General features: G+C 62.3%; 14 protein-coding genes. 8 read left to right on the top strand and 6 right to left on the bottom strand.

The features are described 5' to 3' along the window. Nucleotides 1-38 precede the first annotated feature (38 nt). Nucleotides 39-566: an ankyrin repeat domain-containing protein gene (locus tag HU764_RS05320; protein WP_027596017.1), complete on the bottom strand. Its 528-nt coding sequence runs from the start codon at nt 564-566 to the stop codon at nt 39-41. A 266-nt stretch (nt 567-832) separates the two neighbouring features. Here HU764_RS05320 and HU764_RS05315 point away from each other — a divergent pair, with 266 nt between their 5' ends. Beyond that, on the top strand, nt 833-1,105 hold the full coding sequence (locus HU764_RS05315; RefSeq protein ID WP_027596016.1) for a DUF3509 domain-containing protein: 273 nt from the start codon (nt 833-835) through the stop codon (nt 1,103-1,105). Nucleotides 1,106-1,232: 127 nt separating this feature from the next. Here HU764_RS05315 and HU764_RS05310 read toward each other — a convergent pair whose 3' ends face one another. Beyond that, on the bottom strand, nt 1,233-1,769 hold the full coding sequence (locus HU764_RS05310; RefSeq protein ID WP_186679495.1) for an oxidase: 537 nt from the start codon (nt 1,767-1,769) through the stop codon (nt 1,233-1,235). Next, nucleotides 1,769-2,923 carry an MFS transporter gene (locus tag HU764_RS05305; protein ID WP_186703665.1) on the bottom strand — a complete coding sequence of 385 codons (1,155 nt, stop codon included), beginning with the start codon at nt 2,921-2,923 and terminating at the stop codon, nt 1,769-1,771. Before HU764_RS05305 ends, HU764_RS05310 begins: the two co-directional genes overlap by 1 nt. A gap of 173 nt (nt 2,924-3,096) precedes the next feature. On the opposite strand from HU764_RS05305, the gene HU764_RS05300 reads away from it, so the two are divergent. Beyond that, the gene (locus HU764_RS05300; RefSeq protein WP_186683367.1) at nt 3,097-4,155 is read left to right on the top strand and encodes an IS110 family RNA-guided transposase; all 1,059 of its coding nucleotides are present in this window, start codon (nt 3,097-3,099) and stop codon (nt 4,153-4,155) included. Nucleotides 4,156-4,543: 388 nt separating this feature from the next. Here the strand turns inward: HU764_RS05300 and aroC are convergent, their stop codons facing one another. After that, nucleotides 4,544-5,635 (bottom strand): chorismate synthase, encoded by a 1,092-nt coding sequence (gene aroC, locus HU764_RS05295; RefSeq protein ID WP_027596013.1) that lies wholly within the window; start codon nt 5,633-5,635, stop codon nt 4,544-4,546. A 244-nt stretch (nt 5,636-5,879) separates the two neighbouring features. Between aroC and HU764_RS05290 the strand changes: the two genes are divergently transcribed. Both HU764_RS05290 and HU764_RS05285 read left to right on the top strand, forming a co-directional pair. Further along, nucleotides 5,880-6,842: an alpha/beta hydrolase gene (locus HU764_RS05290; RefSeq protein ID WP_027596012.1), complete on the top strand. Its 963-nt coding sequence runs from the start codon at nt 5,880-5,882 to the stop codon at nt 6,840-6,842. 204 nt (nt 6,843-7,046) lie between these two features. After that, nucleotides 7,047-7,835 (top strand): hypothetical protein, encoded by a 789-nt coding sequence (locus HU764_RS05285; protein ID WP_027596011.1) that lies wholly within the window; start codon nt 7,047-7,049, stop codon nt 7,833-7,835. A 118-nt stretch (nt 7,836-7,953) separates the two neighbouring features. On the opposite strand, the gene prmB is transcribed toward HU764_RS05285, so the two are convergent. Next, on the bottom strand, nt 7,954-8,862 hold the full coding sequence (prmB, locus tag HU764_RS05280; RefSeq protein WP_027596010.1) for a 50S ribosomal protein L3 N(5)-glutamine methyltransferase: 909 nt from the start codon (nt 8,860-8,862) through the stop codon (nt 7,954-7,956). 180 nt (nt 8,863-9,042) lie between these two features. Between prmB and HU764_RS05275 the strand changes: the two genes are divergently transcribed. Together HU764_RS05275 and HU764_RS05270 are read left to right on the top strand one after the other, a co-directional pair. After that, the gene (locus HU764_RS05275; RefSeq protein ID WP_085273722.1) at nt 9,043-9,633 is read left to right on the top strand and encodes a cysteine hydrolase family protein; all 591 of its coding nucleotides are present in this window, start codon (nt 9,043-9,045) and stop codon (nt 9,631-9,633) included. An 89-nt stretch (nt 9,634-9,722) separates the two neighbouring features. Further along, a complete protein-coding gene (locus HU764_RS05270) occupies nt 9,723-10,043 on the top strand; it encodes a hypothetical protein (RefSeq protein WP_027596008.1) in 321 nt (106 codons plus the stop codon). Nucleotides 10,044-10,157: 114 nt separating this feature from the next. Here HU764_RS05270 and HU764_RS05265 read toward each other — a convergent pair. Continuing rightward, nucleotides 10,158-11,515 (bottom strand): IS3 family transposase gene (locus tag HU764_RS05265; RefSeq protein ID WP_420876183.1). Its coding sequence is split into 2 segments (ribosomal slippage): nt 10,158-11,039 and nt 11,042-11,515, totalling 1,356 coding nucleotides; the frame shifts between segments, so codons are not numbered across the junction. A 141-nt stretch (nt 11,516-11,656) separates the two neighbouring features. Here HU764_RS05265 and HU764_RS05260 point away from each other — a divergent pair. Then, complete coding sequence (locus tag HU764_RS05260) at nt 11,657-12,217, top strand: Smr/MutS family protein (protein ID WP_027596007.1); 561 nt, start codon at nt 11,657-11,659, stop codon at nt 12,215-12,217. 69 nt (nt 12,218-12,286) lie between these two features. Beyond that, a complete protein-coding gene (gene folE, locus HU764_RS05255) occupies nt 12,287-12,832 on the top strand; it encodes a GTP cyclohydrolase I FolE (protein WP_186679489.1) in 546 nt (181 codons plus the stop codon). The last annotated feature ends 57 nt before the right edge of the window (nt 12,833-12,889 follow it).

Below are 12,889 nucleotides of genomic sequence, written 5' to 3'. Positions count from 1 at the left end.
AAAAGTCGCCAAGGATAGCCGCAAACGCCCCCGAACAGTTAGCCGGCCAGCGCCTGCAGGCGCGCCACGGCGTCTGCCGCGCCCATGGTTTGCGCGGCCATCAGCGCGGTGGCGCCGCGGGCATCCTGGTGTGCCGGGTCGGCACCTTGGGCCAGCAGGTAGTCGAGGATCTCGCTGCGGTTGAACATCGCCGCCAACATCAACGCGGTGCGCCCGTCCTGCGCGGCGGCATCGACCGGCACCCCATGCTCCAGCAACAAGCGGATCATGGCCAGGTCGCCTTTGAACGCGGCGCCAGCGATTGGCAGTTGGCCATTGTCATTGGCCATCAATGGGTCGGCGCCGTGCTCCAGCAGCACGCGCACCGCGTCATGGTGGCCGTGGTAGCAGGCCAGCATCAACAAGGTGTCGCCCTTGTGGTTGCGCAGGTTGGCAGGCAGGCCACTGGCAAGCAACCGCTCAAGCATCGGGGCGTCACCTTGGCGGGCGCGTTCGAACACCTGCTCGGCGAAGGCCGCGGTTTCGTCATCGGTCATGGCGGCAGGCGAGGGTTGGACGGTGGACATGTTGAACCTCCTGGCAAAAATGGTTGCCCAAGTCTTTGTCAGGCAAGGCCATGCGGTCAAAGGTTCAGATTCTATCGGGCCGATAGGTAGCCGGCAGGCCGTGCAAAATGCACTGTGCAAAATGCACGACCTTGCAGGTTGCACGAAGAGATCCTTTCGGCAGCATCGTAAGCCGTTGAATTTAAAGGATTTTTAACTTAATCAGTTTCTGGCACGGTCACTGCAACTATCAACTCACGTCTGCCACACAACAGTCAGGAGTTGATATGGACCTCATCCAGGAAAAGTTCGTCTCGGTGTTTTCGGCCTACCAGGTCGCAACCCAGCCCCGCCCCGATGGTGGTGTCTTGCTCACCCTGCGCGCCGCTGATGGCAAGGTTACCCGCCGCGTGTTGACCTACGGCCAACTGCACAGCGCCGAGCAGCTGTCCTGGGCGATCAGCGCCATCCGCCGTGACCTGGCTGAACAGGCCAGCGAGCTGCCGGTGATTTCGATGCTGCAGAGCCAGCAACGGTTTGCCTTGCCGACCTATCGTTGATTGCCAGCACCGGCCTTTTCGCGGGCAAGTCGGACCGCCGCACCGCCGCTCCCACAGGAATACCACTGACCTGTAGGAGCGGCGGTGCGGCGGTCCGACTTGCCCCGCGAAGAGGCCCGCCCAAGCATTACAACTCGTCAATACCTAAAAACGCCCGGGCAGTCTCATCCCCGGTCAACCGCGCCTGCAGCCCCTGCTCACTGCCAAACAACCGCAGCGCCAGGCAGAACGGCGTCTCGCCCAGCTCAACCCAGCGCCGCGTGCCTGCCGGCACCACCAGCTGATCGCCCTTCTCGCACAGCACCGAATACACGAACTCGCCCAAGCGCAAACCCACTTGCGCCCGCCCGCTAACCACAGCGAACACCTCTTCGGCGTCATGCACATGCTCGTCACGTACATCCGCCTGTGCCGGGTCCACCCCGTCACGGTTGAGCAGTGTGAAGGCCGCACTGCCGTGGCCGGTCATCAACTGGTCGAGGTGCTCCCTGCAAGCTGCCATCACCTCGTCCTCCGCACTGCCAGGGCGAACCCGCAGCGCAAGCGGGTGATGAACAAAACGCACGCCCTGCTCGGCCAGTGTCGCGGCAATGTCGTCGTGGTGGGTCAGCAGCTTGTTCGGCAGGCCTGGGCTGGACGGGTGGAAAACGCTGAGGGTACTCATCAGTGGCGGGTCCTGGTCGATTGCGAACAAAGGGCAATGATAACGGCTGCGGCCAAGGCTGCGGCGCTGGCCATACCAAAGGTGAAGGTCGGCCCCAGCAGTTTCCAGCTGTAGCCCGAGTACAAGGCGCCCAGCGCACCGCCGGTGCCAGATAACGCCGCGTACAACGCCTGGCCCTGGCCTTGCTGGCGAGCGCCGAAGCTGGCCTGGACGAACGCGATGCAGGCGGCATGGAAGCAGCCAAAGGTGGCCGCGTGCATCACCTGGGCCAGCACCAGCACCGCCGGGTCATCGGCCAGGTTGCCGAGCAGCAGCCAGCGCAAAGACGCCAGCAGGAAACTGGCCAACAACACCCGCTGCACGGAAAACCGCGCAAAAATGCGGCTCATGGCCATGAACACCAGCACCTCGGCCACCACCCCCAGCGCCCATAAAAGGCCGATGGCGCTGCGGCTGTAGCCCAGGTGTTCCAGGTGCAGGGTAAGGAAGGTGTAGTACGGCCCGTGGCTGAGCTGCATCAGCGCCACGCACGCATAAAACGCGATTACCCCAGGTGCCCGCAGTTGCTGTAAAAAGCCGCCCGCCCCGCTGCGCTCGCCCTGCTCCACCGGCTGGGCATTGGGCACCCACAGGCTGGCGAGGACGATGCCCGCCATGATCGTCACCAGGGCGACCGGGTAGATGTCCAGGCTGAGCCATTCGAACAAGCGCCCCAAGCCCACCACCGTGAGGATGAAACCGATCGAACCCCACAGGCGGACCTGGCTGTAGCGGGCGGTTTGCCCGTGCAGGTGCGCCAGGGTGATGACTTCGAATTGCGGCAGCACCGCGTGCCAGAAGAACGCGTGCAGGGCCATGACCAGCGCCAGCCAGGCGTAGCTCTTGCCGAAGAAGATCAGGGCGAAGCTGGCCAGCGTGCACAACGCGCCCAGGCGCACGATCAGCAGGCGCTGGCCGGTACGGTCGCCCAACCAACCCCACAGGTTGGGGGCGACGCAGCGCATCAGCATGGGGATGGCCACCAGCTCGCCGATGCGCGCCGGGGAGAAACCCAAGTGGTCGAAGTACAGCGCCAGGAAGGGGGCTGTGGAGCCCAGCAGGGCGAAGTAGAAGAGGTAGAAGCTGGACAGGCGCCAGTAGGGGATTGGGGGCATGGAATGGGCCGATGGTGTGTTTAGCGTACCGGCTCGATCCCACTGTGTAATCGATGGACTCGCCCCCGCCGAGGCATCACAGTGCCACGGTGGCGTTCAAAGAAGCCAACGGCAGCGAGGGCGAGACCATGAAGAAGCATAGTTCGAAGCACGATCCCCTGTCTTCCACTGATGTGGAGCTTTGCACAACCCTCTGCGTAGACCTGGCCAAACAGGTCTTCCAGTTAGCAGGCGAGGATGCTACCGGGCGGGTGATCTACGAAAATCGCATCAAATCCCGTCAAAATTTCCATGATTTTCTAATCAAGCTGCCAGTGACGGTGACTGTCTTAATGGAGTGCGGTCCTGGTGCTCAAGCCTGGGCCAGACTACTGCAGGCCAAGGGTAATCCGGTTCGGATCCTGCCTGCGCAACGCGTTGCCGAACACCGCAGCGGCGCGAAGAATGACCGTAACGACGCCCATGCCATTTTGCGTGCCGGTCGCGATACCAGTATTGCCTCAATCCCGATCAAGAGCACTACAGCACTGGCTATTCAAGCGCTGCACCGTGTCCGGCGCGGCAACATCAAGCGGCATACAGCGCTGGGTAATCAGATACGTGGCCTGCTGCTAGAGCATGGCGTCTCCATGCCTCAAGGCGATGCGGCGATCAATTCGCATGTGCCACGGGCTCTTGAAGATGCCTCTTTACCTCTGCCCGACTTGTTGCGCGAGTTGCTCGATGAGCTGCTGACTGACTGGCTCTCTCTGGGTGAACGCATTGCGACGCTGAGTAGGCGGCTTGAAGCGACAGCCCAGGAAGATAAGGTCGCACAGCGGTTGATCACCATTCGTGGCGTGGGCCCAATCATTGCCACGGCGATCGTGGCGAAACAGACCGAGCCTAGCCGCTTCGCCAGTGGCCGAATGTATGCCGCCTTCTTCGGTATCGTGCCCGACCAGCACAGCAGCGGAAACAAAATCAGGCTGGGCAGGATGAGCAAGCGAGGTGATGGCTACATACGCAGCCTGATGATCCAGGGGGCGCATGCTGTCTTGAGTCAGCTAAGGCCTGATTCCGATCAGCCAGACGATCACCGCCTTTTACGCTGGCTATCCCGCCTTGGACGCAAGGAGGCGGCGATCAGACTGGCTAATCGAAATCTGCGCATTATCTGGGCCTTGTTGCAGAGCGATCAGGTATATCAGCGCAAACCGAACAGCAACTCGGAGGCTGCTATGAGCCTCTGATCAACCGAGCAATGCCACCGGGGCGCCGAGCGCTCCAACCCCTGCTAGTGAACATTGACCCCTGGTAAGACCGTCGCAGACAGATGCCTCTGCTCCTACAGGCCTGATGAATGGCCTCAATGTAAACGGCACGCTGCGAGCTCACCACGATGTTGGCCAGAAGCAAAAAGCTTCCTCGAATAGGCCTGATACATAGATGCAACCGGGTTCCTAAGTTCAAAAGCAGCTAGACAGTGTGGGCGAGTCCATACATAGGAGCAGCCTTGTGCTGCGAAAGGGCCGGTAGAACCACTGCACGAATGTGCCAACTGCACCGGCCTCTTCGCAGCACAAGGCTGCTCCTACACAGAGGTGTGCCGGTGCATTCGGCACATCAATCACAAATGGATCAAAGCTGGCCCAGCACCGGCGTACTGACCTTCACGTCGGCATTCTGTGCGCGGTGGCGCAGCAGGTGGTCCATCAGGGCGATGGCCATCATCGCTTCGGCGATCGGCGTGGCGCGGATGCCGACACAGGGGTCATGACGGCCCTTGGTGATCACGTCCACCGGGTTGCCCTCCACATCGATGGAACGGCCCGGCGTGGTGATGCTGGAGGTCGGCTTCAGCGCCAGGTGCGCAACGATCGGCTGGCCCGAGGAAATCCCCCCCAGAATGCCGCCGGCGTTGTTGCTGAGGAACCCTTCCGGGGTCAGCTCGTCACGGTGCTCGGTACCGCGCTGGGCGACACTGGCAAAGCCGGCACCAATCTCGACGCCCTTGACCGCGTTGATGCTCATCAGCGCATGGGCCAATTCCGCGTCGAGGCGGTCAAAGATCGGCTCGCCCAGGCCTGGCATCACGCCTTCGGCCACGACGGTGATTTTCGCCCCGACCGAATCCTGGTCGCGGCGCAGCTGGTCCATGTAGGCCTCGAGTTCCGGCACCTTGTCCGGGTCGGGGCTGAAGAAGGCGTTGTGCTCAACCGATTCCCAGGTTTTGAACGGAATCTCTATTGGGCCCAGCTGGCTCATGTAGCCACGCACGGTGATGCCCTGGGTGGCCAGGTACTTCTTGGCGATGGCCCCTGCCGCTACACGCATGGCCGTTTCGCGGGCCGAGCTGCGGCCGCCGCCGCGGTAGTCACGCTCACCGTACTTGTGGTGGTAGGTGTAGTCGGCGTGCGCCGGGCGGAACAGGTCCTTGATCGCCGAGTAGTCCTTGGACTTCTGGTCGGTGTTGCGGATCAGCAGGCCGATTGAGCAGCCGGTGGTGCGGCCTTCGAACACACCGGAGAGGATCTCGACCTCGTCCGGTTCCTGGCGCTGGGTGGTGTGCCGGCTGGTGCCAGGCTTGCGCCGGTCGAGGTCATGCTGCAGGTCGGCCAGGGAAATCTCCAGGCCCGGCGGGCATCCATCGACAATGGCGACCAACGCCGGGCCATGGCTTTCGCCTGCGGTGGTGACAGTGAACAGCTTGCCGTAGGTATTGCCGGACATGGACGCTCCGCGAGTCTGCCTGAGGTGAACGAAAGCGGCAGTATACGGAAAAATACCGAGGGATTGGTTGTCTGTGCTGGCCTCTTCGCGGGCAAGCCCGCTCCCACAGGAATATCACTGCTTTCAGGCTAGGGGTAATCCTGTGGGAGCGGGCTTGCCCGCGAAAGGGCCCGCACAGGCAACTACCCACCGAACCTTCCCACAAACATTGGGTCAAACCGACATCTCCCCACCGTAGTACCCCATGATGCCGCGCCTCGTCGCCTTGTTGTTCATGCTCTGTGCTGGCCTCGCCCAGGCCGCCTCCCCCACCGTCTTGCAGCGCCCCATCGACCTCGACACCGGGCAGGGCGTGCTGCACGGCAGCCTGCTGCTGCCACAACAGGCCACGCCGCCCCCGGTGGTGTTGATCATCGCGGGCTCCGGCCCCACCGACCGAGACGGCAACAACCCGGCCACGGGGCGTATCGACAACCTCAAGCGGCTGGCCCTGGTGCTGGCCAACGACCACATTGCCAGCGTGCGCTATGACAAGCGCGGCGTGGCCGCGAGCCAGCCGGCCACGCCCGATGAGCGTGACCTCAGCGTCGAGCGCTATGTCGCCGATGTGGTTGCCTGGAGCCACAAGCTCAAGGCCGACCCGCGGTTCGGCCCGCTGATTCTGGTGGGCCACAGCGAAGGCGCGCTGATCGCCAGCCTCGCCGCCGAACAGGCAGGTGCCAGCGCGGTGATCACCTTGGCCGGCGTCGGCCGCCCGTTGGCCGACGTACTGCGCGAGCAGCTGGCCCAGCGCCTGCCGCCCGCCCAATTGGCCCGTGGCAGTGACTTGCTCGACCGCCTGCAGGCTGGGCAGACCAGCCTGGATGTGCCCGCGCCGCTGCGCCAGGTGTTCCGTCCCAGCGTGCAGCCGTACCTGATTTCGCTGTTCCGGCAGAACCCAGCGGCGGCGTTCGCGCAATTGCCGATGCCGGCGCTGATCGTCCAGGGCCGCAACGACGTGCAGGTCGACGTAACGGATGCCGAGCGCCTCAAGGCTGCGAAACCGGATGCGCAACTGGTGCTGATCGATGGCATGAACCACATGCTGCGCATCAGCCCCAAGGCCATGAGCGAACAGCGTGACAGCTACCTCAACCCCGAGCTGCCACTGGCCCGTGAGCTGGGGGAGCGGATCGTTACGTTCATCCAGCATTTGCCATCGGCCTGACCCTCAGGTCTTGGCCGGGGCTGCCGATAAGGCGGTATTGGCGGCGAATCCGGGGCCGCGTTGGCGGCCCATCGCCGGCAAGCCGGCTCCCACAGGTGCAGCAGTGCCCTTGAGAGCAGCGCGCCCTTGGTGGGAGCTGGCTTGCCAGCGATGGGCTGCGCAGCAGCCCCATTTGTCGCATGCCCGAACCTAAGGACAGCCCCCATGACTATTGCCCCCGCCGCCCAAGAGCCGGCCGACGAGCCACAACCCCAGGACGGCGCCGCGCTGCCTTGGGCCGACCTTGCCGCCGAACACTTCCAGCTGTTGCGCCTGGCCCCCTTGCCCACCGACCGCGCCACCGGCGCCCGCCCCCTGCGCTTTGTGCAGTTCGGCTACGCCGAGCGCCACGACAAAGCCCACAGCCTGCTGCGCATGGAAATCCAGCTGCCGGGGCAAAAGGTGCGCAAAGAACAGAACCACCTGGATATCCGCGTCGACCACGCCGAGCGCCTGGTGCGCATTGGCAGCGACCAGGGCCTGCAGCTGGAACCCCTGAACCGCGGTATCGGCCGCTTCATGCTGGCCCAGGCCGTGCAATGGCTGCAGCGCAGGTGGTCGCATTACCGGGTCGAAGGCATGGCACTGCCGAGCAAGGATGCCCTGAGCGAGGATTCACGCCTGCGCCGGGACCAGTTCTTGCGCGGGGTGGGTATCGAAGTGGAGTACGAAGACCCTCAGCACCTCAAGGGCCGTACCGTTGAAGCCACAGTGGGCCAGCTCAAGGGCGCCTGGAGCAGCGAGCGGCTGCAGCGGGTGGAGATTCTCGATGCGGCCAACTTGCTGCAGCAGGCCGATCAACAGCTGCAGGAAATGGAAGGCCAACTGCGCGAACGGGATGAGCGGGTGGCCAAATACCGGCGTGAAGATGGCGGGTTGCGCTTTACCATCACCTGCCTGGTGGCATTTGCGATGTTTCAGGCCGGGTTGTTGATCTGGATTGCTACCCGCTGAGACCGTGGCGCCTGCTTCGCGGGTAAACCCGCTCCCACAGGTGCAGCACTGGCCTTGAGAACGGCGCTGTACCTGTGGGGGCGGGTTTACCCGCGATGGGCTGCAAAGCAGCCCCCACTCAAACCCGGGCTTTGAACAGCTCTTGATGCTGCCGGCACTGCTCAGCCGTCAGCATGAACACCCCATGCCCGCCCCGCTCGAACTCCAGCCAGGCGAAATCCACCTCGGGGTACAGCGACTCGACATGCACCTGGCTGTTGCCCACTTCGACAATCAGCAACCCTTTGTCGGTCAGGTGGTCAGCCGCCTCGGCCAGCATCCGCCGCACCAGGTCCAGGCCATCGTTACCGCAGGCCAGGCCCAGCTCAGGCTCGTGGTGATACTCGGCCGGCATGTCGCCAAAATCTTCGGCATCGACATACGGCGGGTTGGACAGGATCAGGTCAAAGCGCTGCCCTGGCAGGCCATCGAAACCATCGCCCTGCACGGTGTAGACGCGCATGTCCAGGCCGTGACGCTCGATGTTCTGGTTCGCCACTTCAAGGGCATCGAACGACAGGTCGCCCAGCACCACTTCGGCCTCGGGGAACACTTCGGCCGCGACGATGCCGATGCAACCAGACCCGGTGCACAGGTCCAGAATGCGCGCAGGCTCTGACGCCAGCCACGGCTCGAAACGTTTTTCGATCAGCTCGCCAATCGGCGAACGGGGCACCAGCACGCGCTCGTCGACAATGAACGACATGCCGCAGAACCACGCCTCGCCCAGCAAATAGGCGGTGGGCACGCGTTCTTCGATACGCCGCTTGAGCAGGTGCTGCAGGCGCACGCGTTCGTCGTCCTCGAGCATGCAGTCCAGGTAGCTGTCGGCCACCTCCCATGGCAAGTGCACGGCGCCCAGCACCAGCAGGCGGGCTTCGTCCCAGGCGTTGTCGGCACCGTGGCCGAAGAACAGCTCGCGCTCGTGGAAGCGGCTGACCGCCCAGCGAATGTAGTCGCGCAGCGTGCGCAGACGGGATGTGATCACGGGGGTACTCCTAATTCAGACCGTACAAAAGTCTAACAGCCCAACCCGCACAATTGTTCCTTGGCGTTCCCCAAAGGGTAGCCACAGGCCAGTAACCACGCTGTTTGCGATGTCAACCATTCCCATTGACGCCAAGGCAAGGGACAATAGGTATACAAAAGCCCTTCCAAGGAGCCCTTGATGTCCGTTCCAACCACGATGTTCCGCCTCACTGGCCGCGACTACCCGCCGGCCAAGCTGAGCCACGCCAGCCTGATCATCATCGATGCGCAAAAGGAGTACCTCAGTGGTCCCCTGGCACTGTCGGGCATGGACGAGGCCGTGGCCAACATCGCCCGGTTGCTCGATGCCGCGCGCAAGAGCGGCCGTCCGATCATCCACGTCCGTCACCTGGGCACTGTCGGTGGCCGTTTCGACCCACAAGGCAGCGGTGGCCAGTTCATCCCTGGGCTGGAGCCACTCGAAGGCGAAACTGTCATCGAAAAGCGCATGCCTAACGCGTTCAAGAACACCAAGCTGCACGACACCCTGCAGGCGCTGGGCCACCTGGACCTGATCGTCTGCGGTTTCATGAGCCACTCCAGCGTCAGCACCACCGTGCGCCGCGCCAAGGACTATGGTTATCGGTGCACCCTGGTGGAAGACGCCTCGGCGACCCGCGACCTGGCGTTCAAGGACGGGGTCATCCCGGCCGCACAGATTCACCAGTGTGAAATGGCCGTGATGGCCGACAACTTCGCCTGTGTCGCCCCTACCGCCAGCCTGATCTGATCTAGGGCGGGTAACGACCGCCCGGCAGCCGGGCGGAACCCAAAGGGCGAGCGCAGGTCGAATTCCGGATATCCACAGAGGAAATCGGAATGAAGCTCAAAGGCAGTTTCGACGCCAAACGCCTGCGCACGCGCGAACCGCGCAATTGGGGCGCACGCCTGGCTGCCGGCCTGTCCGCCTTGCTGGCAACGCTGGGTGTGCTGCTGGCCATGGCCGGCATCGCCGGCCTGCTGGGCAATTACCCGGCCCTGCAAGAACTCAATGCCAACAAACCGCTGGCCAGCATCCTCACCGGGGCTGGCTTGCTGTTGCTGTGGCTGGGCGTGCGCTTCTGGCGGCGCAGCCGTATTCGCCTGCGTCGCGGGCGGGAATTGAACCTGTCGCCGCACTTGATGAAAAAACACGACTGAGTCTTTTGTATCGCCTGTGCGGGCCTCTTCGCGGGGCAAGCCCGCTCCCACAGGATAACTTCAGCGCCTAGGCCAGAGAGTAATCCTGGACTGCCCCCAGAAAGTTGGACAGTTTCAGCTAGCAGCCTGAGCCCTGTAATCAACAGGGCTCAGGCCGTTAAGCCTTAGCTTGATGCGGTCATGGTTGTAGTAATGAATGTACTCATCCAGACCCGCCTTCAGTTCTTCGACGCTTTCAAATCGCTTCAGGTGGAAAAACTCTGACTTGAGCGTACCAAAGAAGCTTTCCATGGCCGCGTTGTCCAGGCAATTTCCTTTACGCGACATGCTCTGTTTTACGCCGCGCTGATAGAGCTTGTGACGATACTGAGGCTGTTGATAGTGCCAGCCCTGATCCGAGTGCATCACCAGCTTTGGCGTCTCGCCCAGCCTCTCAAGCGCCTTGTCCAGCATGTTTCCAACCAGGCTGCAACAGGGCCGGCTGGCCATTTCGTATGCCACGATCTCGGCGTTGTACAAGTCCATGACGGGTGAGAGGTAGAGCTTTTGCTCGGCGACCTTGAACTCGGTTACATCGGTTACCCACTTCTGATTGGGCCGTTGAGCCACGAAGTTACGCTCTAAAAGATTCATTGCCACTTTGCCCACTACGCCCCGGTAGGAACGGAATTTCTTGGGCCGCACGACCGATCTCAGGTCTAGCTCAGCCATCAACCGCTCAACGACCTTCTTGTTAACCAGGGTCCCGTTGTTTCTGATCACGAGCGCCACGCGTCGATAGCCATACAGCTTTTTGTGCTCGTGATAGACACGCTGTATCTGCTCTTTGAGCTCAGCATGCTTGTCCGGCTTCTGTTGGCTTTTGAGCTGGTAGTAGAAGGTGCTGCGCGCCAGCCTGACCATCCGCAGGAGGTCAGGTAAAGGAAATCTGCGCTTGAGCTTGCAGACGATCAGGACTTTTTCGTCTGTATTCGCTCCTTCTCCTCGCGCATAGCTTTGAGCTCCTTTAGGACAGCGTTCTCCATGCGCAGGTATTCGAGCTCAGCCAGCAGCTGCTCGCGGGGCTTTTGCGCGTCATCGATATCAGTGGGCTCGACTGGCTTAATTTTCTTTGGCACGTGAGTAGGCTTTCTTGGTTTGGCGGCAGTAGGCGCTGCGGGGCTACCACTGTAGTACCGTCGTTGCCAAATGCCTATCTGCGAAGACTGTCCGAGATCAAAATGGGCGGCTGTTTGGCGCAAAGAGAGCCGATGTTCATGCATGTACTTCAACACCCGATGCTTGAACTCTTCGCTATAACGCCGGCCGTGAGGGCGTCGGCCGATGCTGGAGTCGGCTTGGTGGCTGGCCACCCAGCGCCTCAGCAGGCTGAAATCGATGCCAAAGTGACGAGCCACTTTTCGGAAGCCGTGGCTGCCATCAAGGTAGGCTGCAATCGCCTTGAGCTTGAACTGCTCGGTGTACTTGCCCATAGATCCCCCAAGGGTTGGATTGGTGTCCAACTTCTTGGGGGCAGTCCATCCTGTGGGAGCGGGCTTGCCCCGCGAAGAGTCCCGCACAGGCTGCACACAGCCCCACAGTCGCGTAAACTACGCCGCCCACGTGGAGGCATCATGCAAGACGACGACTTTTCCCTGTTCCATGCCGAAGTGCGCGGCGTCAAGCCGATCAAGCACGACCGTGCCGAGGTCGGCAAACCCAAGGCCGACCGCAAGCAGCTGGCCGGCCTGCGGCAGGCGGCTACCGTGCGCAGCGACAAGGCGCTGGTGATCGACGGCATGTCCGACCAGTTCGTCATCGACGTTGGCGCCGAAGACGAACTGATGTGGCGCCGTGACGGCGTGCAGGAAACCCAACTGCGCAAACTCAAGCTCGGCCAGATTGCCTTCGAGGGCAGCCTCGACCTGCACGGCATGACCGTCGAGAAAGCCCGTGAAACACTCTGGGACTTCATCGCCGAGGCCACCAAGCTGGAAGTACGCTGCGTCCGCGTCACCCACGGCAAGGCGGCGCGCCTCGACGGCAAGCGCCCGATGATCAAGAGTCACGTCAACACCTGGCTGCGCCAGCACCCGCAAGTGCTCGGTTTTGCCTCGTGCAACCCGCGCCATGGCGGCACCGGCGCGGTGTATGTGATGCTTAAACGAACCATGCTCGAAGGACGCGACGAGTAACGCCGCGCTTGCAGCGCCGCCCTTGCCGCCGTACCCTTCGTTTTTGCGATTTTTCCCACAGGTAGATACATGTCCCTGGAACAGAACTACACCGAGATTCTCAGCCAGATCGGCGAGGACGTCTCCCGTGAGGGCCTGCTCGACACGCCCAAGCGGGCTGCAAAGGCCATGAAGTACCTTTGCCGCGGTTATGAGCAGACGCTGGAAGAAGTCACCAACGGCGCGCTGTTCACCTCCGACAACAGCGAGATGGTACTGGTCCGGGACATCGAGCTGTACTCGATGTGCGAGCACCACATGCTGCCCTTCATCGGCAAGGCGCACGTAGCCTACCTGCCCAAGGGCAAGGTGCTGGGCCTGTCGAAGGTGGCACGCATCGTCGACATGTACGCACGCCGCCTGCAGATTCAGGAAAACCTCAGCCGCCAGATCGCTGAAGCGGTCGAGCAGGTAACGGGCGCTGCCGGCGTGGCCGTGGTCATCGAAGCCAAGCACATGTGCATGATGATGCGCGGTGTCGAGAAGCAGAATTCGAGCATGATCACCTCGGTGATGCTGGGCGAATTCCGCGCCAACGCCGCCACCCGCAGTGAGTTCCTCAGCCTGATCAAGTGATTGGCTGGTTACCCTGAGCCGACCCTGCTGGGTCGGCTTTTTCTTTTCAGGAGTTGC

Origin of the sequence: Pseudomonas kermanshahensis (assembly GCF_014269205.2) — a bacterium.
In the GTDB taxonomy this organism is placed as follows: Bacteria; Pseudomonadota; Gammaproteobacteria; order Pseudomonadales; family Pseudomonadaceae; genus Aquipseudomonas; species Aquipseudomonas kermanshahensis.
This window is presented reverse-complemented; position numbering and strand designations above follow the sequence as displayed.

Coding starts and splice junctions, on each gene's coding strand:
- HU764_RS05320 (WP_027596017.1), bottom strand. CDS start 566: ATGTCCACCGTCCAACCCTCGCCTGCCGCCATGACCGATGACGAAACC.
- HU764_RS05315 (WP_027596016.1), top strand. CDS start 833: ATGGACCTCATCCAGGAAAAGTTCGTCTCGGTGTTTTCGGCCTACCAG.
- HU764_RS05310 (WP_186679495.1), bottom strand. CDS start 1,769: ATGAGTACCCTCAGCGTTTTCCACCCGTCCAGCCCAGGCCTGCCGAAC.
- HU764_RS05305 (WP_186703665.1), bottom strand. CDS start 2,923: ATGCCCCCAATCCCCTACTGGCGCCTGTCCAGCTTCTACCTCTTCTAC.
- aroC (WP_027596013.1), bottom strand. CDS start 5,635: ATGTCCGGCAATACCTACGGCAAGCTGTTCACTGTCACCACCGCAGGC.
- HU764_RS05290 (WP_027596012.1), top strand. CDS start 5,880: ATGATGCCGCGCCTCGTCGCCTTGTTGTTCATGCTCTGTGCTGGCCTC.
- HU764_RS05285 (WP_027596011.1), top strand. CDS start 7,047: ATGACTATTGCCCCCGCCGCCCAAGAGCCGGCCGACGAGCCACAACCC.
- HU764_RS05275 (WP_085273722.1), top strand. CDS start 9,043: ATGTCCGTTCCAACCACGATGTTCCGCCTCACTGGCCGCGACTACCCG.
- HU764_RS05270 (WP_027596008.1), top strand. CDS start 9,723: ATGAAGCTCAAAGGCAGTTTCGACGCCAAACGCCTGCGCACGCGCGAA.
- HU764_RS05260 (WP_027596007.1), top strand. CDS start 11,657: ATGCAAGACGACGACTTTTCCCTGTTCCATGCCGAAGTGCGCGGCGTC.
- folE (WP_186679489.1), top strand. CDS start 12,287: ATGTCCCTGGAACAGAACTACACCGAGATTCTCAGCCAGATCGGCGAG.